This window comes from Microcoleus sp. AT3-A2 (assembly GCF_036705685.1).
GTDB lineage: Bacteria > Cyanobacteriota > Cyanobacteriia > Cyanobacteriales > Microcoleaceae > Microcoleus.
In genome coordinates this window covers 1-24,865 of the sequence record NZ_JAUBVF010000079.1, presented here as the reverse complement: position 1 = coordinate 24,865, position 24,865 = coordinate 1, and the positions used below count along the sequence as shown (strand labels likewise).

Below are 24,865 nucleotides of genomic sequence, written 5' to 3'. Positions count from 1 at the left end.
CCTAACACATCTCTTGATGAAGTTATTCGTGCTTATTGTGCATAAAGAGTGTCTCATACTTATTTGAAATGACTATATAGTCACGATAAAACTAAGGGCGATCGAGGTCTGCTACATTCCTTAACCCTACGATAATCTTACGCTTACAACAAAAAGAGGGGATTCACCTGCAGCAGCCTTCTCTGTCTTTGGGTAGACCGCATTGGTTTTTTCTTTTGATAAGATTCCGTTAAACGAAGGTTAAAATAACACTTAATAGAATATGAAACTCAACATTCCTTTAGCTCCTGGGGCTGTAACCCAATTTTTGCTTCGAGTGGTGACCTGTCTAGTTGTAATATCTTTCTTAAGTGAGATGACGGTGTACTTCTTGCCTGCTAGCCCGTCTGACAACTACTTCGTAAAGGTATTCAGCGTTGATTCCGAGCGGAACATTCCAACGGCATACTCAGTTTTGGCATTGCTATTTAGTTCTCTATTGCTAGGTGTGATTGCTTATGTGAAAAATTTGGATAGTTGTCGCTACAAGCGTCACTGGAAAATTTTATCATTCATATTTTTATATCTATCTTTAGACGAAGCTGGTCAATTGCACGAAAACTTGGTAAATCCAATGCGAAGTCTCCTAAATGCCACCACAGGATTTCTTTACTTTACTTGGATTGTGCCGTTCGGTTTTCTACTAGCAATCTTTCTCATATCCTACAGTAAGTTCCTGTTACACCTTCCTCTTCCTACAAAAAAAATGTTTGTTGCAGCGTGCTCTCTTTATATTGGAGGAGCATTGGGGATGGAACTGCTAGGGGGATACCAAGCTTCTACAGTGGGAGAGGATAATATAGTTTACCAGGTAATAGTGACCGTTGAAGAGTCATTAGAAATGCTCGGTATCGTTGTATTTATCAACGCCTTGATGTCATATATCAAGACCTATTTAGGCGGGGTAACTTGGAATATTTATATACCAGGAAAAAACTTACAATTTACTGAGGATCGAAATATTGGCCTAGCTGCCATGAGCGAACCAGCAAACACGAGATCAAGGTAAATCACTTGAAACCGGGTTTGAGCGACGAAAATACTGTATTCGGGTGTTTAATGTCGATAAAGAACCCGGTTTCTTTCGTACTGATGCGTGCTGGACTGGAGGTGCTGCGATTTTCGGCACACCAAACGACTAATAGACTAATATGTAGGGTGCTTGCTGCACCAAACGACTAATTAGGCTTGGAACAGCTTAGTTCACAGATGACATCCTCACCTTTACCAGAAAATCGCTAAGAGCAACCTTTGCATCAGAATTTGACTGCAAATGACTTGTACTACTTGCATCTACCAATATATTAACCAGTCGAACGCGCTCTTGTCGATAAAACTCGATCTCAGCATCTTCCAGCACCGATTTTTCCTCCCCGCCCAGCTTTCTAGCAATCAAATCGGGAATGTACGACAACTGGAATTTTTCATTTAGTTTTACCAAATTTGCCTCAACTTCCCCAGTTTGCATCAAATGAATCCCTGTCAGCAACACCCGGTAAACATACAGCAGCGGCTTAACCCGACGCGGCTGTTCTTTCTCAAACAATTTCCACTGATTGTGAGCAAAACCGAGATAGTGGTGGCTGTGATGCTTGGTGATGCAATTAGAGGCGATATCTTTTAATTCCTCGTGTTCTTTTGTACTGTAAACTATCAGCGGCGAATACAGTTGTTCTAGCACGTAGCCGTTGCGCTTCAACAGCAACTCAAAAAATTTCTTGATGTCGTGAGTTACTAAATCGAGTTGCATTCCATCCCGAACTTCAGAAACTTCGATTGTTTCTTCTCCACAAATCAGCCCAATTACTTTCGGTAGCGGCAAAATGTGTACTCCCCGCAAGTCGAAGTCAGAATCTGCGGAAGGAAAGCCGTATAAGTGCGAACCGCTGACAGTCGCAAACAGCAGCGGGTAAGGTTGAACGGAGATAATTTGGGCGAGATTCGAGATGTATTCTGTCATTTTTTCAACATTTTATCAATGCTAATTTCAATTCCGGTTAAACAATCGCAAATACCTGTAGGGGCGAGTTTTACCAACCATATATGTCTCAAATTAATGATCTCGTAAACGCGCCCCTTTTAGCCGATCGCACCTCTACGAGATTTAATCAAAAATAGGTTCGCTTTCTCGTAATTAGGACGTTCTGGTAAAGAAGTTGCAGCAAAAGCGCGATCGAACTCACCGTGCAAGCTCAACCGCCAGCGATTCACCTCATCCCAGGATATTTCTTGGTTGCGGATAGATAAAAGTTGCGATCGATAATCCTGCACGCGAACAGGTACAAACCCCTCCTTGAGGACAGTAATTCCTGACAGCAACAAGCGAATTAAGTGCATCGCGTGCTTCCAACGAATTTCCCCGGTATTGCGGAGGTCTTGCTCCATTTTTTTAAATTGAGACAAAACGTAGCTATTGTAAGTTTGATAAACCAATTGAGAAAGAAAGATTTCCCGAATTTCGAGCAATTCTTGTGCTACAGGAGAAACAGTTTCTACTAATGGGGTGTACAAACATTCTAGCACATTTGGATTAGCTTTTAGTGCCAAAACTAGAAACTTTTGCAGTTCCCAATAGCATTCCTGGTTTTCCTGGTTTTCCAATTGTTCTGGAATGCCGTAAAGCGACCAATGAAGTATTGCGGGCGGCAGGTAAATCCCGCGTCTGTCTGTATCGGATTGCTCGTTATCAAGACCATAAGCTCTGGAACCAACAATGCAGCGGTAAATTACAGAATCATAGAGGTTGTATTCTGCCAAAAAATCTCCTCCTGACTGCAATCCTTCGCTCTGAAACTGCTTGCGGATGCTGAGTTCGTGCCGCCGCAGACTAACTTCTGTTCCGTCTGGGAGTTTGACTAAATATGCGTGGGAATTGTCCGTAGGCGATTTGACAATGACACCTACTGCGCCCTGTTTCCAAGATTGGTCGCCGCCGGGATTTTTGACCTCAATTTTGGTGACAATTTGGGTTCCGGCGGGCACGATTAAGTTGAAATTTTGAGGAAGACTGGGGTTTGTCATGAGGAAACCTCCTGCGGGGACACGAGCTACAATGTCAGTGTAGCATATATGTAGTATGAAAGGGAGTTTTGGGCGATCGGGGATTTGGCCTTGTTGAACATTGTCTAACGATCGAGGAGGAACACGGCCAGCGACTTAAGGAAAAGGTGTTGGAAATTGTGGAGACTCATCCGACAATTGCAGCAATTCGCAATGGGGAAGCAGTGACGGACTTGAAACTGGTCGCGTTAGAGTGTACAGTGAGGTAAGAGTTGCGCGGGGGGAACCGGCAGTTGTCGGAGTCGAATATTCGCAAGGCGTTTAATTTGAAGGTAAATAGTTTATTATCGTTTCTGCGAGAGTTATTCGAGATTGAGGGATTGCCGGATTATCAAGATGTGGTAAGGCGCAATTTTGAGGATTTTATACAAGAACGTCAGTTTAATGCGAATCAGATTCGGTTTTTACGGGCAGTTCAGAATGTGTTTTTGAAGAATCGGCGGTTGGAGGTAGCAGATTTGTATGAGGAACCGTTGGATAGGTTTGGGGAGGATGCTGTTGAGCGGTGGTTTAGTGAAGAGGAGGTGGATGAGTTAATTGAGTTTGCGGAACGGTTAGCAGCTTAGAGTTTCATTTTAATTTAGAATTGCCATGTCTTCTTTTTTTACCTCTGGACCTGCTGAAGATGATTTATATAAGAGTCTTAGAGACGGACTCACTTTTTCGGAAGACGAAAAAATTATTCAATCTATGTTTTTTAAGGATAAGGATGACAAGAGAAATATTGAGGATATGTGGTCTTTGTATAAGCCTTATGCAGATAATAATTTTTTGCAAGAAGTAAGAAAATATTTTCATCCTCGCTTTTGGGAAATGTACTTAGGGTTTTCTTTGATTAAACAAGGAATATCATTAGTTCCATATGATAAGCATAAAGGGGGACCAGATTTACTGATTTTGAGTGACAAATTGAAGGTATGGTTGGAAGCCGTAGCCCCAACAGCAGGTACGAGTGCTGATGCAGTTCCTGAAATAGAGTGTGGAGATGTTCCCGATGAGCAAATCAAACTACGTTACTCTTCTGTGATAGATGAAAAGTATGAAAAATTCAAGAAATATACTGATAAAAAAATTATTTTAGAAGATGATTGCTATGTTATAGCTGTGAATGGTGGTGCAATCCCATCGGCAAGCAAAGAGATAGATATTCCTAGAATAGTTCGTTGTGTTCTTCCCTTTGGAAATGAAGTTATAGAAATAAATATCGACTCCTTAGAAGTATTAGATGTACATCATCAATATCAAGACGCATCCTATAAAAAATCAGGTAGCCCTGTGTCAACAAATATATTTTCAAATTCTGATTATGACGGAATCAGTGCTATCTTATTTTCAAATGTAAAAGCACTAATTTATCCAAATTACCCTGGAAACGATTTTGTATTGATACATAATCCGCTAGCCAAAAATCCGTTGCCTAGAGGATTGATACAACTTGGACGAGAATATTGGGTAGAAAACTCAACTCTCAAGCTTAGTAATTGGATGAATCATTAGCAAGGGGATTTAGGAATCTAAATTTCTTTACAAACAGACTCTAAAAAATGCTCACTGACGCTGAACTCCGGCCAGTTGACCCAATTTGAGATAGATTACCATCGTCGGGAGTCTGGAACCCAAAGCAGGATGAGGTTTTTTATCAGCCGCGCAGGTTACAATGGAGAGGTTGCTGAAGTTAGAGCATATTATGGGGATAGAAGTGCGGGAGTTGATGAGTTTTATAGATGAAAAATGAAAGTTAGAGAAGTTATTAAAATGTTAGAAGATGATGGTTGGTATTTAGCTAGAACAAAGGGCAGTCATCGTCAATTTAAACACCCTGAAAAGGCGGGAACTGTCACTGTGTTAGGTAATTTAGGCGTTGATATGCCAATTGGTACGCTTAAAAGTGTTTTGCGACAATCTCAAGTAGAGGAGGAAGATTAATGCGTTATGCTGTTGTAATTGAAAAAGGTGAAACTAGCTACGGTGCGTATGTTCCAGATTTACCGGGATGTGTAGCTGTGGCTGAAAGTTTAGAAGAGGTGAGAAATTTAATTAAAGAGGCGATCGCCTTCCATATTGAAGGACTACAAGAGGATGCTTTTCCGATTCCCGAACCTGTCTCTATTTGCGAATATGTTGAAGCTTAAGAAGCTGACGGCGGTTGAAACTGCGGCTACAGAAAATTTCGTCCCAGCAGAGGGGGACTAAGAAATAAGACGAATCAGAAAATAATTTAGATGGGCAATACTGGATTTGAACCAGTGACCCCTTCCGTGTGAAGGAAGTGCGCTACCACTGTGCTAATTGCCCGCAGATAATTAACATACCATACCAAGTCCAAATTTGCAACTAAATTTTTCCTAAAAAATCAGCCGCTGGTTTCCGAGTTTAACTCGACACAATGCCAAGAATACAGGCATTTGTCGAGTCTGGCATCAGTTAACCTGCCACCAACCCGCCGAGGGGCCGACAAATCGCACTACAATCCACCAAGCCACCAAAAGGCTAATCCCGAACCAGCTTCCGCGACTTGTCCACTTCACAAAATCTTCGCTTTGGGTTTTCGTGATTGGCAGCCAGGCAACGATGCGTTCTTCTTTACCGTATTCGTCGCCGATCGACTCTTTGCGACGCTTAGCTTCACCCATAATCTTTGTCTACTAAATTAGATTTCAACTGGATACCTAACCAAATTATAGGCCAACAGGTCATCTCAAGCCTGCGTCAGCCACGTCGTATCCAAATAATCAATCCTCGCAAAAGGACTCAAAGCCGCTAAAACCTGCTGTCCATAACTGCGGTGAATCACCCTGCTGTCGAAAATCGCCACAACCCCTTGACGTTCTCGCACCGGCGCGATCGCCCGCTGCAACTCATTCAGCGCCGCCGGCAGCAAATACAACCGAAACCAATCCTTCCGCCGTTCCTTATAATAAGCCACACGCGCCGTCACCAAAGGATTCTCCAAAGAAGGTAGCGGCAATGTTGCGATCGCCAGCAAGTGAGGCGCCCTCAATTCCCCCTGATGTTCCCGCCAAAACTCCCACCCCGTCACCAAAATCGCATTCTCGCCCACATCTGTCTTTTCTACCTGCACGCGAGAACCGAACTCAGAAGCCAAAATCGCCGCCAGCCGAGCCCTCAGCGGTACATCACCAACAATCAGCACCGTTAAACCCGCCACCGACGCGCTCATCAACAGCAAAGTCCGAATTTCTTCCATTAAAACACCCTGAAATTCCGGCGTATTTGGCAGCGGCAGCCAGTTGGGAATGTACAGTTGAATTAATTCGCTTTGTCGATCGGGCGAAAACTTAACGCTCGTCAGTTCTGGCAGTCCCAGCATTTGCCGGAAGATCGGAGCCTTCGGTTCCACATCCACCGCCCCCCCAATCAACACCACAGGCTGACAATCCCAAATTTCGCTCAAAACCTCAGCCACCTGCACCGGCGCGCAGAACAGAGAAAATGAGCCAGCCTCCCGATGAATTTGGGCCCACCGCAGTTTTCCGTTTGCTTCCCACCGCTGCCAAAAATTGCTCCAAGCAGCCGGAATCAGCGAATTTGGCTCGATTTTTTCAAACAGCCCCTGCAAAATATTTTGCTCTGCCGTTTCCAGCAAATAGCACTCCTCTGGTTTCGCCGGATGCTGAAAGAAAGCCCGCGTTAGCAGTACCCGCCCTTGGAGGATTGCATCGGCTTCCAAAGGCTGAGATTGCATTAAATCATTCCAGTCAGCAGGTTGCAAACACGCCGTCAATTGCTGGCGCGTCCAAACTTCCAAGTCATCCACACCGTCGATAATTGTCGGAATATTGCTGTGAAGTTCCGAATTCCCCGCCAAGCGAGCCGCCAGCCACGACTCTGGATCGGCTAGCATCAATCCTCGTCCAGTGGCACGATCGGAATAAGTCTCGATCGACTTATCAGTTTGCAGCCACTCTTGCAAACGTGGAATTTCCACAGCTCTCAAATGCTCAATCAGCCGTGTCGGCGCCACCAAAATCACAGGTTCCGGCCACATCAAAATCGGCATCAAATAGCTGACTCGATACCGCTGTCGGTAAGCTCCAGCAGGAAGCCCCGTTTGGATCAGAGCGCTGCGCCCCAAGCGCAATGCCCGCGCCACGAGCCGCGCCATCGTTAAATGGTGGGGCCAGTGCGGCTCGGAGTTCGATCGCAGGAAGCGGAGCAGCGAATTGTGGACTTCTACCTCAATCAATCGGTTTTAAAATTGACATTTCTCACTCAACATAATCAAAACTGGCCAGAAAATCAACTACTTTTTGACCGAGAGGCAAACTGAATTTACTCTCCTGATGAGTTGCACCTCCCTTCCCAAAATTCCCGTGAGAATTCACCATCAAACTCTCCTGTCCCGAACTAATTAAAATAGTTTGGGTAGGTGACTCAAAAAACTTTGTTGGCTGACTCACCCGTGATATATCAGAGACCAAATTTATCAACTCATTTAATTTATTTGTAGCTATACTCAATGCTTTACGCAACTGCAATATTTGTTTTTCTTCCAAATTTTGAGTTTCGATATTTTTGCCAATAACCATAATATTTCTCTGAGTTTGTACAGCATCCTTAAAAGGAAGAATCGCCAAAAAAGCTGCTGGCAATAAATACTCATCGCTCTCAAATCTAAAAGTTAGAGTTGTGCGGCGGTAGCCGACTTCAATATTAGGAGGAAAATTCATTGCCCGGTAATGCCGAGCTATTTCGCTGTAAGCTGTTGCTAAAGTGCTGTTTGCTGAGTAGTCTAAAAGTGCGTCAACCACAATTTGCACTAACCCCGGCGTGTGATTTAAAAATTTTCTCGATTCTGACGGCGAATTAAATTGTTGAATCTGAGTGCGATCGCCTGCGGGGCTGAGGTCAACCCACTGGCAAGTAATATCATCTGCGATGATGCCACATCGAGGAACCAAATACAGTTTTGCTCCTGTTAAAGTTGCTCCCCTCAAATCAGCGCCCACCCAATCTGCATTAATCAAATTTGTTTCTGTCAAATCAGCGTGAACGAAACTAGCACTTCCTAAATTAGTATTTCTTAAATCTGCTCCGTTAAGGTTAGCTCCGCTCAATTTAGCACTGCTGAGATCGGCGCCGTTGAGGTTAGCTCCCGTCAAATCAGCCCATTTGAGGTTAGCTCCGCTCAAATTGGCACTGCTGAGATTCACCTGTTGCAATGAAGCTTGTCTCATATCGGCATTGTTAAAATTAACGCCGCTAAGTTCTGCTTTCGTCAAATCTGCGCCGTGTAAGTTAGCTTCTTGAAAGTTAGCTGAAGCAGCCGAAGCACCTCTGAGATTTGCACCGGAAAGATTAGCAGCGCACAGGTTAGCTTCCGTCAGTTTTACCTCTCTTAAATCTGCTTCAGTCAGGTTTGCACCGCTGAAGTTAGTTTTGCTGAGTTCGCAGCGGACTAATTCGCTTCTAATCAGGGATGCTCGGATTAATTGAGCTGCACTTAAATCGGCTCTCACTAAGTTTGCTACGTTGAGAGTAGCCCCGTTTAAGATTGCCCGCGAGAGGTTGGTACTGCTGAGTCTAGCCACATTCAGGTTAGCTTCGCTCAAGTTAGCTTCGCTCAAGTTAGCGCCGCTGAGGTTGGTGACAAATAAGCTAGCCCCCCTTAAATTTGATTGGCTGAGGTTGATGCGGCTGAGATTAGCTTCATTCAGGTTGATTCCTGTGAAATCTCTGTCGCCTTCAGTGTATCTTTTGACGATTGCAAATCGTTTGAGCAGTTCTTCAGCTTCCATTTGTTTACCTGAATAAAATGGCGATCGGCTAACTTTTATATGGCATGAAGAGAAATGATATCAAATTAATTTATAGTATTTACTCACCGAGCTGATAAAAGCTTTTGACAAACTCAATGACCGTATTGAGTGGCGGAGTGGTAAATCTTTGAGCTTTAATTGCAGGACTGATAGATGTTTTGTTGACTCCGGGCAAATTTGTCAAGTTTCTGCCAAAATCTGGGTGATAGTGAATCATCAAAGTTTCGGCGCTGGAGTTGGCCAGTACAGTTTGGGTAGGTGATTGGAAAAAACTTGACATCGGTTCGCGATCGAGGCGAATCGGCTGAATTTTCATTTCCCCTATTTTTCTCATTGTTTTGGTCAGGGCTACGTTTAATTGCACTACCATATTTGAGACTCTGACGCCCAGGTTATTACCACTTTGGGGTTGAATCATCTTGATCAGAGTAATCAAATTTTTCTGAGTAAATGCTGCATCACTAAAGGGAATAATTGCAACGAAAGCGGTGGGAAATAGTTGCTCGTCCTGTTCTATTTTAAATGATATGATTGTGCGCCTGGAATTAACTTCGATACTGGGAGGATGGTTCAAAGCAGGGTATTGACGGGCAATTTGGCGGTAGGTAGCTGCAAGGACAAAGTTAGCATCGGGGTCGAGGGGTCGATCGACAATAATTTGAACTGTCGGCGGTGTAGCGTTGAAAAACCTTTGAGATTCTTCTGGGGTAAAGCGCTGAATGTGGCTGCGATCGCCGTTAGGACTGAGGTCAACCCAATCGCAGGTAATGTCATCTGCTTTCACATCAAACCTAGACACCGCGTAAATTTTTGCCCCCGTCAGGGCCGCCCCCGTCAAATCTGCGCCCACCCAATCAGCGTGAATCAAATTCGCTTGAGTCAAATCTGCGTGTACCAGAGTAGCGTTCAACAGATTGACATTGCTCAAATTTGCCCCGTACAAGTTCGCCCCGCTCAATCTCGCTTCATCGAGGTCAGCGCCGGTCAGGTTCGCCCCGCTGAGGTCAGCCCACCGGAGATTAGCGCCTCGCAAGTCAGCGCCACTAAGGTTTGCCTGAGAAAGATTAGCTTGTCTGAGTTCGGCATTGCAGAGGTTGACTCCTCGCAAGTCTGCCCTGCTGAGGTCGGCTCTGTGCAAGTTTGCTCGTTCCAAGTTGGCCGCTGTTAGAAAAGCGCCTCTCAGGTGAGCCCCGCTGAGGTCGGCTTGCTCTAGATTGGCTTCTCTGAGGGTGGCTTCTCTTAAATCTGCTTCGCTGAGGTTTGCCCCGCTTAAGTTTGCACTGCTGAGGTTGGCTCGGATCAGTTCGGATCTGATCATTGTAGCTTCGACGAGTTGGGCTTCGCTGAGGTCGGCTCGAATCAAGTTAGCCACGTTGAGGATAGCGCCGCTGAGGTTGGCTTTGTAGAGATTTGCACCGCTGAGTCTGGCAACATTGAGTTTGGCTTTTCTCATGTTGGCGTTTGACAAATTGGTGCCACTCATGTTGGTGAGACTCAAGATTGCCTCACTGAAATTAGCCCCACTGAGATCGATCCTGCTGAGATTTGCCTCGCAAAGGAGGATGGCAGTAAAGTCTCTTTCTCCTGCTGCATATTTGGTGATGAGTTCTTCGGCATCCATGCTTTTCAATTTCCCTGATGTCTTAGCTAGAACAAAGCTTTATTGTGCCAACTTTTAAACTAGAATAAGCATTTTCTGTAACTTGATGCAATATGCTTAGACATCTATATTGTGGAAGCCTTTTATAAAATCCAAAATGCTAGTGATATTAGCTTGAGCCAATTTTGTGCTTTCGGCTAACTTCCCCGATGTTGAGTTACTTGGATCGTATTTTTTAATCAGGCGCTTGCCGAAGGCTGGGTGGTGATATACGCTGAGTCTTTGATCGCGAGAATTAATTAAGCTCATCTGTGTTGGAATCTGAAAAAAATTGATGCTTTCGCCTATTTTTGGAAAAGAACTGGAAATTTTGATTTGGTCTACTTTGCTGATAGCTTGGTTAAGAGCTTTGCTGCATAACTGGACGTGTTTAGATTCTTTGACGTTAAGTTTGCCTGCATCGTGGGATTGAATCATTTTCATCAAAGCTATTAGGTTTTTTTGAGTTGTGGCAGCGTCGTTAAAAGGAATGATGGCAACGTAAGCGGTGGCAAATAATTTATCGTCGCTGTCCATTTTAAATGCGAGTACGGTGCGCCTGGAGCTGACTTCGATCGTGGGAGGCTGACTTAAACTCGGGTATTGTTGGGCAATTTGGTAATAAGTTGCAGCTAGTGCAAAATGAGCGCCTTGGTCTAAGGGCGAGTCAATCACGATCCGAACTGTGGGCAAGGTTTCATGAAAAAATTCGTGGGTTCCTCCCGAGTTCAACCAGTAAATTTGGCTGTGGTCGCCGTTGGGGCTAAGATCAACCCACTTGCAGGTCATGCCTTCGGTTTTGATGCCGAGCCGCGAAACTGCGTGAAGTTTTGCTCCGGTTAAGGTGGCTCCGGTTAAGTCGGCTCCAATCCAGTCGGCGCGGATCAGATAGGCATTTGACAGGTCGGCGTGAACTAAGCTGGCATTCAGCAAGTTGGCGTGGCAGAGGTCGGCTCGGCTGAGGTCGGCGCCGCTCAATTTGGCTTCGCTCAAGTCTGCCCAGCGGAGATTGCAGCCGCTGAGAATGGCCCAGCGCAAATTGACGCCGCTGAGGTCGGCGCCGCTGAGTACGGCTTGAGTGAGGTTGGCTTGTCTCAGTTCTGTGCCTCGCAAGTCGGCGCCGCTGAGGTCGGCTCGGCTAAGGTCGGCTCCTTGCAGGTTGGCTTGTTCGAGGTTGGCTTCTGTCAAGCACGCGCCGCTGAGGTGAGCGCCTCGAAGGTTGGCTTGAGCGAGGTTGGCTCCTCGAAGGGTAGCTTCGGTGAGGGTGGCGCCGCTGAGGTTGGCTCCGCTAAGGTTGGCTCCGCTGAGCTCGGCTCGAATTAGCTCGGCTCTGATCAGTTTGGCTCCTGTGAGTGTGGCTTTTTTGAGGTCAACTCGCACTAGGTAGGCGACATTGAGGTCGGCGTCGGTGAGGTCGGCGCCACCTAGATGGGCGCCACTGAGTCTGGCGATGTTGAGTTTGGCACCTGTGAGGTTGGTTTTGCTGAGGTTGGCTCCGCTCAGGTTTGCTACACTCAGATTCGCACCCTTGAGGTTGGCTCCGCTCAAGTTGACGCCGCTGAGGTTGGCCTCAGTCAGGTTGATTCCGGCAAAGTTTCTTTCTCCGGCGGCATATTTTTTCAGGAGTTCCTCGACTGTCATGGGGGCGGCACCGTATCAAATATCCCCATTTTATTGCTATGAATATCGGTATTGTAGGACTGGGTTTAATTGGCGGCTCGATCGGGCTGGATTTACGATCGCGCGGGTTTAATGTTTTGGGGGTTTCGAGTCGGCAGCAGACTTGCGATCGGGCGCAAGCTCGCGGTGTTGTCAATGAAGCCAGCATAAACCTGTCTCTGATGGCAGCAGCCGATGTGGTTTTTATTTGCACGCCGCTGGGGTCGATCGAGCCGATCGTCCGAGAGTTGGTGCCCTATCTTTCCCCTGATACTATTGTAACCGATGTCGGTTCCGTAAAAACACCCATAGTGCAGGCTGTGTCTCCTCTGTGGCAGAATTTTGTGGGGGGACACCCGATGGCGGGGACTGCTGAAAGCGGAATTGAGGCGGCGGTGCCGGATTTGTTTGTGGGCCGACCTTACGTGGTGACGCCGACTGCCCAGACGCCGGCGTTTGCGGTGGAGAAGGTTGAGGAAATTGCGCGGTTGCTGGGTGCTAAAGTTTACCGATGTGAGCCGATCGAGCACGATCGAGCTGTGGCTTGGATTTCTCATTTGCCGCTCATGGCGAGCGCGACGCTGGTTGCTGCCTGCGATCAAGAGGGCGATCGGGATATTGTTAATTTGGCCCAACATTTGGCGAGTTCTGGTTTTCGGGACACGAGCCGCGTTGGCGGCGGCAATCCCGAACTGGGAGTGATGGTGGCAAAGTACAATCGAGAGGAATTATTGCGATCGCTCTCTCTTTACCGCGACAGTCTCGACGAGTTCATCAGCGATATTGCAGCCGAAAATTGGCAAAGTCTCGAACACAAGCTGAAGCAGACTCAACAAGCAAGACAGAATTACAACTTGTGAGCCAAAAATTACAAGCCAATTCAACCAGTAATTGACGTTCAGGTTGAGGCGCAAATAGTTGGTGTAGTCGCTAAAATGAATCCCCAGCGTTAGAATTTATGAAACTTATAGATTATGTTTTTTTACAGTTTGAGATATCTTCTTTGCTTCAACAGTGTAGAGATGGTTTAGAAAATGCTAAATCCTTTTTGAGTGAGGATGCTTTAGACGATTACTTGTATAGGTTGGAGCGTTTAACTTCCATTCATGAAGCTTTGTCTAATCCTTTTTCTAAAAAGAAAGAGCCTACAGAAAAATAGATTTGATGGGTTTTTGTTTACATAATTGTTCGCAGTGCCGCTAGTCCTGCCAGATGGATGGGATAGAAGTAGTAAAAAAACCTTTTCTTGATCGCACTTGGCTTTCGGTCTTTACTTGGGTCGTGGTAAGCCAATATTAGCGGGGTGAAAATTGCAAATATTTGAAGTAAGTAACCTGATGTTATTGCATACACTCCGTTTATTAGACACCAACTAATCCACCACATCCGATCGCCTTTGCCTTTGAGATTAATCATTAGTAGTGGGCAAGCGACTGCATACCATCCGTAACTTACTCCCCACAACTGAGCTGCTATCAGTCCTAGTATCATTATTAGGAATTTTTTATTTACTTCTACTTTATGAATTTGTGTGAATATTATTACAACCAGCGCAAAGCTAATTAATATATTAAACTCTAGTCTGTTGAATAGTATTACGTATGGAACTTGGCTGATTATTCCAAACAATAGTAGTCTCCTAATTAAAGGTTTAGCACTACTATTTGGCTCCCGTCGTTTCCAATTTTGAACTAGAACCCATGCAAACAGTGGAAAACTTAAGCGGCCAATAATTATCATTGGCTCTATTTCTAGCAAAAAACCTACGTGGTCAATCACCATTAATAACGTTGCTAGCCACTTGATTTCATTTTGACTCATGCTGATATTCCTATTAATTGATTGATAAATTCACTAATTTTTTCTCGACCTTCTTCAGAAATTATGTAGATTTTTTCTCCTTGCTTCCACTCGAAGCCCACTAAATTTTGAGTTCCTAACACATTTAATCTTTTGTAAATTCCAATTCGTGACGGTGGTTTACTTAAATTGATTCCTCTTACTTCTTCTACAATGCTTGATAGAGATAGTCTATTTTTTCGAGATAACACTGCCAATACAAATACATCAACTCTCCTCATAATCTTTCTCAATTCGTCACTTAAATTTTAGTAAACACCTTTATTTAAAGCAATGGGTTGCCAAAAAGATAAGTGGCATTACTGTTGTGCTGACTATGTATCTCTCTGAAGATGGATTTATTGATTGGGCAATAAAATGATTGAACTGATTTTAGCGGTTTCGATCGCAAGCACTACGACAATGCCGCCACCGCCACCGGTTGCGACTCCTGCGCCTAAACCTACCTATACCCCTCCGCCCAAACCTACCTATACTCCTTCACCTGCTCCTAGAGAATCTTGGCGGGATAAAATGTGGCGCCGCTACAAGGAGAATTCCAAGTAATGGCTGTAACTAAAGAAGGTCGTGAGTTAATTTCCAGTATTCTCCGCGTTGGGGATACTGGCCCTGAAACAACTGCTCGTCAGGGAATGAAGACAACCAACGTCCCGGGTTATCCTGTGATTTTGTGTTGGGCTCGATGGGGCGGTTCGGAGTTGAACGCTTCTGGCAATAATAAAGCCTTCCTGTTTTTGCCATATTTACAGACGGGTCAGATGCCGTTGACAAAATATAACGGTGCAACTTCTGTTGAGACTCCGCTTGATATGGTTATGTCAGAAGTTGCCAATCCCTACAACTGTAAGGTCGGCGTCACTCCTTCGCTCAATATTAGTAAGTTAATTGAGGGAGAATATTATAGTTTTGTTCTCGCTTTAAAACCTGCTGCGGTTGGCAATGGCAATAATCCTACTCCTTACTGGGATGGGTGGATTAAGGCAGTTGGTGCTACTCCTAGTGATGTTTTCAAGGATTACTTTGCGTTGTTTAATATCACGAAAACTCAGTGGTCGAAAATTAAAGTTTCTCGTGATGGCGACGAAGAGGAGGAATTGGATGATACTCCTGACCACGTACAGCAATGATGATTTGATATCACTTATCGTTAGCTTTCTTTGGTCTAACCTTTTTATTTTACTAACTCAGTTTTTCTGCCTTGCGTTGATTCTTCGGATAGTTCGACTGTTTATTGATTGAGGTGCCAATGAATGCCTATCGATTTAATGGTTGTCATTCTCGCCGTTTGGCCGCACTTTCTATTATTCTCGGTTGTGGTTTTTGGTTTTTGGGCGATACTTACAGCGTTGCATTAGCAAGCGATCGGATTACTGGAGCTCAAGCAGTGGAAAGAATATCGACTGTTTTGGGTTCCCCTGAACAATTTGCTGAAAATATGAAGATGAGCACTCAAGATTTTATCGCTGACCACTTTGGTAGTATGGCCATTGCCTGTGCTTTTGGGATAGCTATAAGAATGAGGTCTTAACTATGTGGAGCGCTGCTTTTCTTTCGATTTACTTGATGGCTGCTCCGAGCATTTCAGGTAGCGCTGCTGAGGCGATGAATTTCATTAAAGAAGATATCAAGCCTGTGATTGAGTTCTCAATGGATTGGGCAATGAAAGCTGCTTTAGCTGCTACTTCTACCCATGCGTTTATTGTGTTAGCTAAGAGGTTTATTGATTGATGAAGAAATTTATTGATTCAGTAGTTGATGCTGCTGCGAGATACCGTTTCAGGGTTGCGGTATTGGTGCTTAGCCCCTGGTTTTCTCAATTCATTAGTCTTTTTTAGGTTAGGTGGCAAACATGGTTCAAGTTCAAGATCGAGTGCAAGATGAGATTTTTTCATCTATTGACCCTGAGCAAGTTCGTAAACTTAATGAGCTTTTTTGGAAAGCTGATCACAGCAAACTAGCTCAATCTGTTGCTGTTTCCGGTGCCGCTTTAGCTGTTGGGGGGGCTGTTTTGACTGCTGGGGGTGTTTTTGCAGCTCCCACTGCTGGTGCTGGTGGTGATGCTGCTGAAGCTGCAGCAGCTAGTATTGCTTCTGGAGTCACTAACGCAATTAATATGATTCAAGCCATTGATGGTATTGGATTGGCGGCGTTTGGGGTCGCGTTGGCCCCGATGGGGTTTATGGTTACGCTTCGCGTTCTAAACATGGTTTTAAGCCGCGTTTAGATTTTGGAGCGTAACCATTTAGATAAGGCGATCGCGATTGTTTGGCGATCGCCTTTTAATTTAAAGGAGGTTACTTTGCCTTTTACTGCTATATATGGACTTCCTGGGCGGGGTAAGAGTTTGTTGATGTTGCAGCACGGACTGCGGATAGCTGAAAAATATAAGCTTCGGTTAGTAACTAATTTTAATCTTGACCCATTATTTTTAGCTTATTACTGCAAAATCAATAACTTAAAATGGCTTTGGAATAATATACCCAAAGGTATTATTTATTATGTATCCAGCAATAAAAACTTTGCTCAATTTCTTCAAATTCGCAGAGCTGTAATTCTTCTTGATGAAATGGGTTTGTACGCTCCTAGCGCACAGTCCTGGACTCTACCGGCTGAAGCCTTTAACGCAGTAGCAAACAATCGCAAAATGTGCCAGCATATAGTGTATGCCGCGCAATATCCTACTCAAGTCCATTCCTCGCTTCATCAGATTTGTTCTGAAATTCTGTATGCTGAGGGTACGACTGTGTGGAGTGAACAATTGGGCAACGAGCGTTTACTTTTTAAGGACTGTCATTTGTTTATGCCAAGTGAATTCGAGGTGTGGTTTAGGGACCCTAAAGTTCGCAAAAATCCTGTTAAAGTTTGGGTACTCGCAACTAAACATTGGAAGGGTATAATTAGTGCTTTAGATAACTTAACTTTTCAAATTTATGACAGTTTCGGTTTGTTGGAAAAACAGGATGATAAAGTTTTGCTTGATAAGACTTTTGGCTATCAACCTTATATAATTGATTCTGCTTGCTCAGTTGAACTTTCAGCTCAAGACTTGCTTGATGAAGGTCATACTTTTGACGAGATTGAACAGAAATTAGACCAATATTATAAAGCTGATAGATTTAAAAAAAAGCGGATTTATGAAGCTAGTAACAATTATCCTTTCGTTGCTTGGAAGTTAGAGGGTGAGATTCCTTTTCCAGGGCCTCATATTTTTCAGAAGAAATTGATTCCTTTGTGGAATATGCTTCCTGCCGCTAGTTACCCTGGATTGAAAAAATTAGACTTGAGAATTACTAGGGAGTGTTTAATATGGGATAAACTCGATAAACAGACTAAAGATGGATATAAAATAATGTGGAGGGTGTTTATTGGATTAATTTTATGTTTTATTAGTTCATTACTGATTAATGTGTTTTTACCTAGAAATCCTTGGTTGGCGTTTGTTTGTTTTGCAGGCTCGTTTTATTTACCCGTTCAAATGTTCAAATAATATGGAATACTTATCTCGAAACATTAGAATTGATTGGTTGAGATTTCAGGTGTCTAGTTATCATCCTAGTATGCTTCGACAAATTCAGCGTACTTTAGGATTACCATTTGAGCGTAAGCAGCAACAATTGCAGGATGTTCGTGATACTAACATTCTTGCTTTAAATAAAGTTTGGCATGAAGTTCATGAATTTCAAGGTAGTTTGATAGGTACTCGTTATCCTGCCGCTGGAAGTCATGAACCTTATAAGCATTTTGTTGACCTTAATGGTTCCACCCTTTCAGGAGTTAGCTTTGACAAGATTGCTGCTCTTTTAGCTTTTTGTCAGTTTGAGGAGGAATTTGTCGCCAATAGAATTGATATTGCGCTTGATTTCCCGGTTCAAAATCCTCGGTTGTCGCGTCGTTATTGGGAGGTTTTTTTAAGTGATAATTTGTTGGTTGGATATCGCTCTATCCGTCGTATTTCTAATTCTGGCAATAATCGTCCTGGTACTACAGTATATTTAGGTTCTCGCGAGTCGGAGCGATTTGTCAGAATTTACGATAAAAATATTGATGGGGTAGATTACGATCGCCTTGAGATTGAATTTAAGCGTACTCGTGCTGAATGGATTATGCAGGAGATGGTCACTTGTCCTGTTGAGGAACTGCCTAAATTTTTAAATGGTGTGGTTTGCGGCCAAATTAACTTTTCTCGGCAGCGTGAGGATATAGAATTTTTCAAAGATTATAAGTATGGCCCCATATCGGTTCCTGCTCCGTCTCTTCACTTGGATATTGAGCGTTCGATCGCTTTTATTGAAAAGCATTCTGCTACTTTGGCGATGGTTGAAGAATTTATGGGGTCAGAGTGCTTTGACAAATTTATGCGATCGATGTTGGCGGTTGGCAAGCTGCGGATGAAACCACGCCACCGTACTATTTTGGAGAATGCCAAGTTTTTGGGGGTCACTGCTTTGGGAGTTTTTCTGATGTTGGCTCACACTCCTGGGGCGATCGCTTCTGGGTTGAGTTGTCCTGCGCCGGTGCCGCTTTCATTTCAGATGACTCAGAAGTTTCCCATCGATATTGTTCAACCCACGGCTGCCGAGCAAGCGTATTTTGACAACATCGGTGACGGCTGCTTTCAGATAAGTTCTGGCTTAGAGTTTCAGCAGCTTTGTCTTCCCGGCATGATAGTCAACGCGCTTAAGCCGTTTGTAATCATGGGTTTAGGAATTAAATTTATATTTAGTGATTGATATGTTTTTCCTTCCTTTATACATTGCTACTGCGCCCCCGCCTCCAACGTACACTTGGTGCACCTTTCAGATGATTCAGACTAATACCAGTGAGATGATTTCCACTGCTTACGGTATGGGGAATGTGCCGCCTGGAACTGATTTGACTGGTCTTTGTCAGGCTTTTTACACTCGTGATATACGCGCTGAGGATAAGCCCCTGGAGCTTGTCAGTTCTAGCGGCAGTCAGTCACAAGCTAACCCTGATGCTTTTTGGTTGGCTAATACCTGGCGGCGACCGCTGACTGCTGCTGAACTTGAGCAATATGATTGCTTGCTCAATAAAAGTGGTCGACTTGCTTTATCTGATAAAGTTTTGGATTTGATGCCAACTTCCCCTGACTCCATACGGATTCCGGCATTAATGATGTCCGCTATTGATTCGGTGAATTCGCCGATTATGAGGTACGCCGCGGTGGTGATGTACACTACCGGTTTGCCCGTCATGCTTATTGCCGGCTTGGTTAAGGCTTGGCGGTTAGCAAGTAGGAGGTAATTATGTTGCTTCGTTTTGCAAAATTAGCTGGTGGGTTGAGATTGTTGATTGCTGAAGTTGCGCCGCTGGTTGTGGTTTCAGCTTCGATGTTGAGTGCTAGGTCTGCTGCTTATTTGGTGGGGTTTACCTTGGGTTCGATTGGCGCTACTCTGTGGCAGATTGTTGCGGTTTTGATTACTATTGCGGGGATAATCAATCCTGCTTCTCAGGAGGAATGTGATAATTATTATCAGATGCAATATGAGATTGTTACAAGAAATTATGAAAAATGGAATGCTAAATGGGCATCTTGTGGTTATGGTTTTGATCGAGATTGCTGGGGGGATGGTGATGTAGGTTTTGAATCTGTACCATGCACTCCTCCAGATTGTAATGGCAAAAAAGTCTGGCTCCAAACAATTTGGGCAAGTCCTTCTGAGTTTGCATCTCAATCTAAGGGATGTTTTTTAATTGGATATTCTTATGCAGAAGTTGATGGATTGAAAATTGAATATAATCCATTTAAAATTCCTGAACCATTTTTAATTTCTCGCGCTTTGCCTCATCAAATTATTGCTGGCAATCGATTTAAGCAGTTGAATGATGAAGAATGGAAGGATTTAGAAAGTTCTTCAGGATGGGATAAAGGTTATTGGAATGCAGAGTTTACTGATGTAGAATGTCGCGGTTGGCGTCCCGGATGGAGTAACAAAGTAAAATGATTAAATTGTTTTTGAATGGTTTAAAGGTTGGATTAATTGTTAATATTTTCGTTACTATTTTTGGTTTACTGCTTTACACTGTGATAATTGAAAATTGGTTAACTAAACCTGTTGATTCGTTTGAATTGCCCTTAAAACTAGGTACGATTGTAGATTCTGTAAGATTATTTGAAAACCTCACGCCTAATATGCAGCTTAGGAAGTCTTGGCAAAATATTCAGAATAAATTTAGTTATTTCGTTATTGAGTATCAACTTCGAGAGGATTTTTATCATCATGAATCGCCTCGACTAATGAAGTGGTGTAAAGAAAATGATTGTGTTGCTCATCGTATAAAATTTTTAGATAGTCGAACAAACCAGTTTAAAACATTTACTTTGGATGATTTTTTCACTAATATTTACTTAAACAATCATACAGAGTACGAAGATTTTCGATTAAAAGTATTTTTACAAAGTTTACCCACTGGCTCAACTGTTATAATTAGTGAGCCGTTTAGTTCGTTCGATCGCCCTCAAGTTTTTGATAAATTTTCTGAATGGGTTTTAGCGCTGCGCTCTCAACATCCTCAACTTAAATTTGAAATTGGATTGCAGATTCACTTGCAGTGGGCTGATGCGTTTTGGTTCAAGAATTACTGGATATTAGAAGAGTTATCTCAGTTTTCTAAAACTCATAATTACCCTTGGGGTGTAAGTGAATTTTCAAGCTATGACCAAATTTGGAAGCGTCGCATTCGCGGTCGCAGCGCTACCGATCGCCTTTTTTACAAAATTGAAGGTCTAATCCCTCGTCGCCTTCGTCGTGCTGTTGTTCTTCACGGTAGTTATATAGTTCACCGTGAGTCTGTAAAGTATGGTGCGGTGCGATTTACGGAATGGGGGAATATTCAGCAGACTGCCTGGTTTGTGCGTGAGATTGATGTAGAGTATGACTCAAACTATGAGCTGTTTGATTTTAATGGCACCCCGACTGCTTTGTGGTGGGCTGGGATGAGAGGGTTAAAAGATGGTCAAGATTGAGGATTTAGTTACAAATATTCTATAAAAAATCACCTAAGTGATAAACCGATCGCTTAAGAACGTGGGCCGGGGGGGGAGCCGGCTTATGGCCCGCCCTCCCGGCCGCGCTGGTGAAGATTTAGGGCGCCGCAGGCCAACCGGGGTGAGTAATACCCGGTATAACCTAAAGAAGTTGACATATAGTCACTAGAGGTGATATTATCTCAGATTTAGTTTTATATTTTGTATGAAGAGACAATACTTTATTCGTGTTTTGTTTCAGCGGATTGCGCGGCTAAAACGCGAACGCGATTTTTATCGCTATCAAGCTCGGTCCTTGGCTTGCGCTCTGAAGTTTTACCAGCGCCGCTACTAGCTGCTACTGTAGAGTTTGTTGCAGGGACAGTTATGATGACTGGTCTGATGCTTAAGGATCTAACCAGCGGGTATTGTTTGCGGTTTTGCTTCTCATTGCATCTCTGAATGCGTTAGCTGTCATCTGAACCCTCCAAGCTGTTTCTCGCCCGATTTTACTGTCTGTTTTGGTAAAAACAAAAGTCCCTCGTTGAAATTGATTTTTGCTAGGTTTTGCCCCGGTCAGCTCTTTGATTTTGGAACTGGGTAGCAGGATGATGTGATTGGCGGCATATTCCAGCGCTTTGTAGTTTGCCAGCGGATCTTGCTTGGCGGCGAAGTGGCGTGCGATCGCCTCAACTAATTGCAGCGTTTCGTTGAAGTTGTCCAGTTGTCCAGTTGACTTGTCTAGTTGTCCAGTGGAATTGTCTAGTTGTCCACTAGACAAAGATTCTACATTCCTTGGAAACTCCCAGATTTTAGCTCCTGGGTTGCTTTTCATAAACTTGTGCAGTTTGTCCAGTTCGTCCACTGCCTGACTGGATATTTCCCCGCGACTGACTGGAGTTATTTGCAGTGCCTTCATGCGATCGTACACAGATTGTTTACTGGCTAGGCCGTAGCGAGTTTGCAGTTGGGAGATTTTCATTGGTTGATAATTTCTAAGATTTTACTAATTGGTTCCCCGCTTCTGAGAGCTTTGCGGACTGCTGGACACTTGCTGCCTGTACAGTATTTCGCCCGCTGCCGTTTTCCCTCCATCCAGCGGTAACTGTAGTAAGGGCCGGTGCATCCGATTTCAGGGCAATTGATGGAATGTTGCTTGCCACCGCGGCGGATTTTGTAGTGGCTTTCGAGCCAGCCGTTGCCGCTGTATCCTTCATCCGAGTTGTAGTAACTTTTGCTTGCTTCAACTTCCCCTACAACAAGCTCTGCAATTGATTCTGCAACTTCCCCTACAACAGGCTCGACAATTGATTGCGCTGCGGGGGAGATTTCCCCTACAACAGGCTCGACAGTTAACTTAACTTCCTCTGGATACAAAAAATCCCACTGATTGATGTGGGGATTCCAGAATTTCAGGCTGCCGTTGATGGGGTGTACTTGGCTGATTCGGAAAACTTCGCCGCGTTTAACCCATGCTGCGATTGTTGGTTTTCTTCGCAGTTTTACATAATCACCGGCTTTGTACAGGCTTCCGGTAGCGGTGTTTGTGTCAAACAGTGGAAGTTGACTACTGTTCATGTCTTATTGGGCGATCGTGTTCCCGGTTCCATCCCATTTCTAGGATTTTGTAAGTCACTGGATAGTTTTTGAAGATTTTTTGCAGTTGTAGTGCCGCACAAATTGCAATTTCTGTAAATTCACTGGTCGCGTTTGGGTGTCGACTCGCCAGTTGAATGTGAGTAATCATGGCAAATACTGCGATTTCAGGTAGTCTGACGCCTACAGGTTGTGACGTTTTGATTTGTTTGAGCTCGTTGGTAAATGCCTTGATGTCTTCTTCTTCGCTGTTCATTTGCAGTAATGCAGTAAGTAAATAAGTGCCGGTCTCTCCCGGCTGTATTCACCACTTTGATGGGATGGATTTTCTTTTTTGGACTTAGGGCCTGGTACCTTCCCCCTGTGACTCTGAGTGTCAAGTCCTTTCTCAGCGTTCACAGCCCCTTTATTTTTCCCCTGGCAGGTGTCGCCAGTTTTTAGTTAATTAATGAAAGCTGCCGTTGCCCCATCCGGCGGCTAATACATCAGAGAGTCCCGATGGTGCGGGCTAGCTTGAAATTGCTGAGAGAATGTGTGGTAGGCAAGTTTAGACTTCTACACCTTGGCTTGCCTGGTGTTGTTTACCACGATAGTTATTGTAAGTCACAACTTTGACCTAAGTCAAGTTTATGACTTACAATATAACTGTTGTTCTTTGATATGCCTGTGAAACATAGAGTCCCTGAAGTTTTGAATGATAAGTGTCGGCATTTTTTTGAAGCTAGGTGGCCTAATGAGTCACCTTTAGAGATTAATGCTTATAAGTTGAGAGTTTTAACTCATTTAGGGCAAGGTACTTGTCTTAAGTTGATGAGTGATGAATTTTATGTCCCTAACGAAAGAGTTATGGATTGCCTTTGTGAAGTTTTTCAGTTGCAGCCTGGTGATTTTTTATATCACGAGCCTTCTTCCTCGCCTTCAACTGAGAAACCGTTGTTTGCTAATTCTGTTTAATTATAGGTCATAGTCTTGACATAAGTCACAAGTATGACTTATAATAGATTTAGTTTAGTTTCAGATACCCCTGTAACTCTCTCTGGGCTTGTGTTATAAGGCTCAAGCCCTTTCTCTCAAACTATGTACACCTACACTGCCGTACAGCTTCAAGCAAAGACCTTTGGCGAACTCAAGTCGATCGCCCGCGAGCTCAATGTTGTCCCGTCGGGCGATCGGCGTTGCCGCCAAACTTGGATTGATGCGATTGTTGGCGTCGAGCTTCCGCTCCTGGCTTTGATTGAAATTTCCCCCGGTGTCGAAACTGAATCAGTTCAGGAGCCGATCGCACCAGTGGCTGAAACTTCACCTTTTTTAGTTCGTAACGATCGCGTTCGTATAAATTCTGGTTTGTTTTCTGGAATGACTGGGCGAGTTATGCGTGGTGGTACGCGCTTTACGGTACGGGTTGAATTTGATCGCCGTTACGAGCCTTCTGGTGCTTATCATGCTTTTGTAGGACGCGACTGTTTGAGCTTGGTTGAACCTGCTGTTGAATTTGTTGCGGAGGAATTGGCGGCACCATCGGCAATCGAACCTCAAAGTCAGCAGCCGATCGCACCAGCGGCTAACACTCTCCCCGGTTCCAAAGTCGATCGAGTCCAGGAGCGGAAAGAAATTTCCGGTTCCAAAGTCGATCGAGTCCAGGAGCGGAAAGAAATTTCCGGTTTTGAATTTGAACCAGTTCAGGAGCCGATCGCACCAGCGACTGAAACTTCCCCTGGTGTCACTTTCTCTGATAGATTTTTGGCTCGCTACTTTTCCCCCCAGCCTGAAATCCATTATCAAGCTGATGCCGACGGGCAACTGACTTTGCTTGATTTCGAGGTGGTGGCAACTGATGAACCGCCCGACCCTGACGATTTTGCTTGCCTCGATGACTTTCGCGATGCGATGGCTGCTTGGGACGCTGAGAATCTTGAGCCTCTGGAAGTTTCTCTGGATTCTATGGTTTATTGGGCTCCTTGCCCGGAGGAATGGTATTGGCCGCTAGCTGAAGATGTCAAGCGCTGTCCTTGTGGTGCTGTCCCTGCAATTCTTTGTGATGGCAGCACTGTTACTCACATTGCTCCCGATCGCATTATTTCGATACCTTGCTACAAGCATCGGTTGGCTGATGGCGTTGGTGCTCGTTCGCCTCCAGGAGGTGATGCTTTTTGATTTTCGTTTCCATCTAGTACAGCTCGGCGTAAATACACAGACTATTAGGCCGCCAAGACTTTACCCTTATATGTCCACTTAAAAGGCTTT

At 44.3% G+C, this 24,865-nt stretch carries 31 protein-coding genes and 1 tRNA gene; 19 read left to right on the top strand and 13 right to left on the bottom strand.

Going from position 1 to position 24,865, the window contains the following annotated elements; all coding sequences use genetic code 11:
• Positions 1-262: 262 nt before the first annotated feature.
• Complete coding sequence (locus QUB37_RS26720; protein WP_333167957.1) at positions 263-1,048, top strand: hypothetical protein; 786 nt, start codon at positions 263-265, stop codon at positions 1,046-1,048.
• A gap of 189 nt (positions 1,049-1,237) precedes the next feature.
• Here QUB37_RS26720 and QUB37_RS26715 read toward each other — a convergent pair whose 3' ends face one another.
• A complete protein-coding gene (locus QUB37_RS26715; RefSeq protein ID WP_333167954.1) occupies positions 1,238-1,999 on the bottom strand; it encodes a DNA polymerase beta superfamily protein in 762 nt (253 codons plus the stop codon).
• A gap of 119 nt (positions 2,000-2,118) precedes the next feature.
• Positions 2,119-3,060, bottom strand: a complete 942-nt coding sequence (locus tag QUB37_RS26710; protein WP_333167951.1) for a DNA polymerase beta superfamily protein — start codon at positions 3,058-3,060, stop codon at positions 2,119-2,121.
• A 272-nt stretch (positions 3,061-3,332) separates the two neighbouring features.
• Between QUB37_RS26710 and QUB37_RS26705 the strand changes: the two genes are divergently transcribed.
• The 4 genes from QUB37_RS26705 (at position 3,333) to QUB37_RS26690 (ending at position 5,231) form a co-directional block, all read left to right on the top strand.
• Positions 3,333-3,665, top strand: coding sequence for a type I restriction-modification enzyme R subunit C-terminal domain-containing protein (locus QUB37_RS26705; RefSeq protein ID WP_333167948.1), 333 nt, complete (start codon positions 3,333-3,335; stop codon positions 3,663-3,665).
• Between the two features lie 25 nt (positions 3,666-3,690).
• On the top strand, positions 3,691-4,596 hold the full coding sequence (locus tag QUB37_RS26700) for a hypothetical protein (RefSeq protein WP_333167946.1): 906 nt from the start codon (positions 3,691-3,693) through the stop codon (positions 4,594-4,596).
• 234 nt (positions 4,597-4,830) lie between these two features.
• Complete coding sequence (locus tag QUB37_RS26695; protein WP_333167944.1) at positions 4,831-5,025, top strand: type II toxin-antitoxin system HicA family toxin; 195 nt, start codon at positions 4,831-4,833, stop codon at positions 5,023-5,025.
• Entirely contained in the window at positions 5,025-5,231 is a 207-nt protein-coding gene (locus tag QUB37_RS26690) for a type II toxin-antitoxin system HicB family antitoxin (protein WP_236506884.1), read from the top strand. Before QUB37_RS26695 ends, QUB37_RS26690 begins: the two co-directional genes overlap by 1 nt.
• Positions 5,232-5,322: 91 nt before the next feature.
• Here the strand turns inward: QUB37_RS26690 and QUB37_RS26685 are convergent.
• The 6 genes from QUB37_RS26685 to QUB37_RS26660 all read right to left on the bottom strand — a co-directional run bounded on the left by QUB37_RS26685 (position 5,323) and on the right by QUB37_RS26660 (position 12,159).
• Positions 5,323-5,394: transfer RNA gene (locus tag QUB37_RS26685), tRNA-Val, on the bottom strand.
• A 125-nt stretch (positions 5,395-5,519) separates the two neighbouring features.
• A complete protein-coding gene (locus QUB37_RS26680) occupies positions 5,520-5,732 on the bottom strand; it encodes a DUF2839 domain-containing protein (protein WP_333167935.1) in 213 nt (70 codons plus the stop codon).
• Positions 5,733-5,797: 65 nt separating this feature from the next.
• A complete protein-coding gene (locus tag QUB37_RS26675) occupies positions 5,798-7,306 on the bottom strand; it encodes a helicase C-terminal domain-containing protein (protein WP_333167932.1) in 1,509 nt (502 codons plus the stop codon).
• Between the two features lie 22 nt (positions 7,307-7,328).
• Positions 7,329-8,858, bottom strand: a complete 1,530-nt coding sequence (locus QUB37_RS26670) for a pentapeptide repeat-containing protein (protein ID WP_333167929.1) — start codon at positions 8,856-8,858, stop codon at positions 7,329-7,331.
• A gap of 79 nt (positions 8,859-8,937) precedes the next feature.
• A complete protein-coding gene (locus tag QUB37_RS26665) occupies positions 8,938-10,500 on the bottom strand; it encodes a pentapeptide repeat-containing protein (protein WP_333167926.1) in 1,563 nt (520 codons plus the stop codon).
• Between the two features lie 96 nt (positions 10,501-10,596).
• The gene (locus QUB37_RS26660; RefSeq protein WP_333167924.1) at positions 10,597-12,159 is read right to left on the bottom strand and encodes a pentapeptide repeat-containing protein; all 1,563 of its coding nucleotides are present in this window, start codon (positions 12,157-12,159) and stop codon (positions 10,597-10,599) included.
• Positions 12,160-12,197: 38 nt separating this feature from the next.
• On the opposite strand from QUB37_RS26660, the gene QUB37_RS26655 reads away from it, so the two are divergent.
• The gene (locus QUB37_RS26655; protein WP_333167920.1) at positions 12,198-13,037 is read left to right on the top strand and encodes a prephenate/arogenate dehydrogenase; all 840 of its coding nucleotides are present in this window, start codon (positions 12,198-12,200) and stop codon (positions 13,035-13,037) included.
• 98 nt (positions 13,038-13,135) lie between these two features.
• Positions 13,136-13,336, top strand: coding sequence for a hypothetical protein (locus tag QUB37_RS26650; protein WP_333167917.1), 201 nt, complete (start codon positions 13,136-13,138; stop codon positions 13,334-13,336).
• Between the two features lie 17 nt (positions 13,337-13,353).
• Here the strand turns inward: QUB37_RS26650 and QUB37_RS26645 are convergent, their stop codons facing one another.
• Both QUB37_RS26645 and QUB37_RS26640 read right to left on the bottom strand, forming a co-directional pair.
• Positions 13,354-13,998 (bottom strand): TraX family protein, encoded by a 645-nt coding sequence (locus QUB37_RS26645; RefSeq protein ID WP_333167915.1) that lies wholly within the window; start codon positions 13,996-13,998, stop codon positions 13,354-13,356.
• Positions 13,995-14,258: a hypothetical protein gene (locus QUB37_RS26640; RefSeq protein WP_333167912.1), complete on the bottom strand. Its 264-nt coding sequence runs from the start codon at positions 14,256-14,258 to the stop codon at positions 13,995-13,997. The genes QUB37_RS26645 and QUB37_RS26640 overlap by 4 nt, the downstream gene beginning before the upstream one ends.
• A gap of 136 nt (positions 14,259-14,394) precedes the next feature.
• On the opposite strand from QUB37_RS26640, the gene QUB37_RS26635 reads away from it, so the two are divergent.
• From QUB37_RS26635 to QUB37_RS26590, 10 genes are all read left to right on the top strand, one after another.
• Complete coding sequence (locus QUB37_RS26635) at positions 14,395-14,583, top strand: hypothetical protein (protein ID WP_333167910.1); 189 nt, start codon at positions 14,395-14,397, stop codon at positions 14,581-14,583.
• Positions 14,583-15,164 (top strand): hypothetical protein, encoded by a 582-nt coding sequence (locus tag QUB37_RS26630; protein WP_333160457.1) that lies wholly within the window; start codon positions 14,583-14,585, stop codon positions 15,162-15,164. Before QUB37_RS26635 ends, QUB37_RS26630 begins: the two co-directional genes overlap by 1 nt.
• 119 nt (positions 15,165-15,283) lie before the next feature.
• Positions 15,284-15,565 carry a hypothetical protein gene (locus QUB37_RS26625; RefSeq protein WP_333167907.1) on the top strand — a complete coding sequence of 94 codons (282 nt, stop codon included), beginning with the start codon at positions 15,284-15,286 and terminating at the stop codon, positions 15,563-15,565.
• 2 nt (positions 15,566-15,567) lie between these two features.
• Positions 15,568-15,765 (top strand): hypothetical protein, encoded by a 198-nt coding sequence (locus tag QUB37_RS26620; RefSeq protein WP_333167905.1) that lies wholly within the window; start codon positions 15,568-15,570, stop codon positions 15,763-15,765.
• A gap of 142 nt (positions 15,766-15,907) precedes the next feature.
• Positions 15,908-16,261: a hypothetical protein gene (locus tag QUB37_RS26615; RefSeq protein ID WP_333167903.1), complete on the top strand. Its 354-nt coding sequence runs from the start codon at positions 15,908-15,910 to the stop codon at positions 16,259-16,261.
• A 3-nt stretch (positions 16,262-16,264) separates the two neighbouring features.
• Positions 16,265-17,524 (top strand): hypothetical protein, encoded by a 1,260-nt coding sequence (locus tag QUB37_RS26610; RefSeq protein ID WP_333167900.1) that lies wholly within the window; start codon positions 16,265-16,267, stop codon positions 17,522-17,524.
• Positions 17,475-18,767 carry a replication initiation factor domain-containing protein gene (locus QUB37_RS26605; RefSeq protein WP_333167898.1) on the top strand — a complete coding sequence of 431 codons (1,293 nt, stop codon included), beginning with the start codon at positions 17,475-17,477 and terminating at the stop codon, positions 18,765-18,767. The genes QUB37_RS26610 and QUB37_RS26605 overlap by 50 nt, the downstream gene beginning before the upstream one ends.
• Before the next feature lie 70 nt (positions 18,768-18,837).
• Positions 18,838-19,302, top strand: a complete 465-nt coding sequence (locus tag QUB37_RS26600; RefSeq protein ID WP_333167895.1) for a hypothetical protein — start codon at positions 18,838-18,840, stop codon at positions 19,300-19,302.
• Between the two features lie 41 nt (positions 19,303-19,343).
• Complete coding sequence (locus tag QUB37_RS26595; RefSeq protein ID WP_333167892.1) at positions 19,344-20,003, top strand: hypothetical protein; 660 nt, start codon at positions 19,344-19,346, stop codon at positions 20,001-20,003.
• The gene (locus QUB37_RS26590) at positions 20,000-21,025 is read left to right on the top strand and encodes a hypothetical protein (protein ID WP_333167889.1); all 1,026 of its coding nucleotides are present in this window, start codon (positions 20,000-20,002) and stop codon (positions 21,023-21,025) included. Before QUB37_RS26595 ends, QUB37_RS26590 begins: the two co-directional genes overlap by 4 nt.
• 406 nt (positions 21,026-21,431) lie before the next feature.
• On the opposite strand, the gene QUB37_RS26585 is transcribed toward QUB37_RS26590, so the two are convergent.
• From QUB37_RS26585 to QUB37_RS26575, 3 genes are read right to left on the bottom strand one after another with little or no spacing between them, the layout of a single operon-like run.
• Entirely contained in the window at positions 21,432-22,007 is a 576-nt protein-coding gene (locus QUB37_RS26585; RefSeq protein ID WP_333167886.1) for a hypothetical protein, read from the bottom strand.
• Entirely contained in the window at positions 22,004-22,603 is a 600-nt protein-coding gene (locus QUB37_RS26580) for a hypothetical protein (protein WP_333167884.1), read from the bottom strand. The genes QUB37_RS26585 and QUB37_RS26580 overlap by 4 nt, the downstream gene beginning before the upstream one ends.
• Positions 22,593-22,877, bottom strand: a complete 285-nt coding sequence (locus QUB37_RS26575) for a hypothetical protein (RefSeq protein WP_333167881.1) — start codon at positions 22,875-22,877, stop codon at positions 22,593-22,595. The genes QUB37_RS26580 and QUB37_RS26575 overlap by 11 nt, the downstream gene beginning before the upstream one ends.
• Positions 22,878-23,281: 404 nt before the next feature.
• Here QUB37_RS26575 and QUB37_RS29930 point away from each other — a divergent pair, with 404 nt between their 5' ends.
• Positions 23,282-23,575: a helix-turn-helix domain-containing protein gene (locus tag QUB37_RS29930; RefSeq protein ID WP_445251269.1), complete on the top strand. Its 294-nt coding sequence runs from the start codon at positions 23,282-23,284 to the stop codon at positions 23,573-23,575.
• 123 nt (positions 23,576-23,698) lie between these two features.
• Positions 23,699-24,775 carry a hypothetical protein gene (locus QUB37_RS26570; RefSeq protein WP_333167878.1) on the top strand — a complete coding sequence of 359 codons (1,077 nt, stop codon included), beginning with the start codon at positions 23,699-23,701 and terminating at the stop codon, positions 24,773-24,775.
• The last annotated feature ends 90 nt before the right edge of the window (positions 24,776-24,865 follow it).

Excerpts from the sequence above, each read along its gene's own strand:
- QUB37_RS26640 (WP_333167912.1), bottom strand. The coding sequence starts at position 14,258 with ATGAGGAGAGTTGATGTATTTGTATTGGCAGTGTTATCTCGAAAAAAT.
- QUB37_RS26720 (WP_333167957.1), top strand. The coding sequence starts at position 263 with ATGAAACTCAACATTCCTTTAGCTCCTGGGGCTGTAACCCAATTTTTG.
- QUB37_RS26715 (WP_333167954.1), bottom strand. The coding sequence starts at position 1,999 with ATGACAGAATACATCTCGAATCTCGCCCAAATTATCTCCGTTCAACCT.
- QUB37_RS26655 (WP_333167920.1), top strand. The coding sequence starts at position 12,198 with ATGAATATCGGTATTGTAGGACTGGGTTTAATTGGCGGCTCGATCGGG.
- QUB37_RS26665 (WP_333167926.1), bottom strand. The coding sequence starts at position 10,500 with ATGGATGCCGAAGAACTCATCACCAAATATGCAGCAGGAGAAAGAGAC.
- QUB37_RS26580 (WP_333167884.1), bottom strand. The coding sequence starts at position 22,603 with ATGAACAGTAGTCAACTTCCACTGTTTGACACAAACACCGCTACCGGA.
- QUB37_RS26650 (WP_333167917.1), top strand. The coding sequence starts at position 13,136 with ATGAAACTTATAGATTATGTTTTTTTACAGTTTGAGATATCTTCTTTG.
- QUB37_RS26660 (WP_333167924.1), bottom strand. The coding sequence starts at position 12,159 with ATGACAGTCGAGGAACTCCTGAAAAAATATGCCGCCGGAGAAAGAAAC.
- QUB37_RS26625 (WP_333167907.1), top strand. The coding sequence starts at position 15,284 with ATGAATGCCTATCGATTTAATGGTTGTCATTCTCGCCGTTTGGCCGCA.
- QUB37_RS26600 (WP_333167895.1), top strand. The coding sequence starts at position 18,838 with ATGATTCAGACTAATACCAGTGAGATGATTTCCACTGCTTACGGTATG.
- QUB37_RS26710 (WP_333167951.1), bottom strand. The coding sequence starts at position 3,060 with ATGACAAACCCCAGTCTTCCTCAAAATTTCAACTTAATCGTGCCCGCC.
- QUB37_RS26575 (WP_333167881.1), bottom strand. The coding sequence starts at position 22,877 with ATGAACAGCGAAGAAGAAGACATCAAGGCATTTACCAACGAGCTCAAA.
- QUB37_RS26690 (WP_236506884.1), top strand. The coding sequence starts at position 5,025 with ATGCGTTATGCTGTTGTAATTGAAAAAGGTGAAACTAGCTACGGTGCG.
- QUB37_RS29930 (WP_445251269.1), top strand. The coding sequence starts at position 23,282 with ATGCCTGTGAAACATAGAGTCCCTGAAGTTTTGAATGATAAGTGTCGG.
- QUB37_RS26695 (WP_333167944.1), top strand. The coding sequence starts at position 4,831 with ATGAAAGTTAGAGAAGTTATTAAAATGTTAGAAGATGATGGTTGGTAT.
- QUB37_RS26590 (WP_333167889.1), top strand. The coding sequence starts at position 20,000 with ATGATTAAATTGTTTTTGAATGGTTTAAAGGTTGGATTAATTGTTAAT.
- QUB37_RS26630 (WP_333160457.1), top strand. The coding sequence starts at position 14,583 with ATGGCTGTAACTAAAGAAGGTCGTGAGTTAATTTCCAGTATTCTCCGC.
- QUB37_RS26700 (WP_333167946.1), top strand. The coding sequence starts at position 3,691 with ATGTCTTCTTTTTTTACCTCTGGACCTGCTGAAGATGATTTATATAAG.
- QUB37_RS26635 (WP_333167910.1), top strand. The coding sequence starts at position 14,395 with ATGATTGAACTGATTTTAGCGGTTTCGATCGCAAGCACTACGACAATG.
- QUB37_RS26670 (WP_333167929.1), bottom strand. The coding sequence starts at position 8,858 with ATGGAAGCTGAAGAACTGCTCAAACGATTTGCAATCGTCAAAAGATAC.
- QUB37_RS26680 (WP_333167935.1), bottom strand. The coding sequence starts at position 5,732 with ATGGGTGAAGCTAAGCGTCGCAAAGAGTCGATCGGCGACGAATACGGT.
- QUB37_RS26620 (WP_333167905.1), top strand. The coding sequence starts at position 15,568 with ATGTGGAGCGCTGCTTTTCTTTCGATTTACTTGATGGCTGCTCCGAGC.
- QUB37_RS26570 (WP_333167878.1), top strand. The coding sequence starts at position 23,699 with ATGTACACCTACACTGCCGTACAGCTTCAAGCAAAGACCTTTGGCGAA.
- QUB37_RS26645 (WP_333167915.1), bottom strand. The coding sequence starts at position 13,998 with ATGAGTCAAAATGAAATCAAGTGGCTAGCAACGTTATTAATGGTGATT.
- QUB37_RS26585 (WP_333167886.1), bottom strand. The coding sequence starts at position 22,007 with ATGAAAATCTCCCAACTGCAAACTCGCTACGGCCTAGCCAGTAAACAA.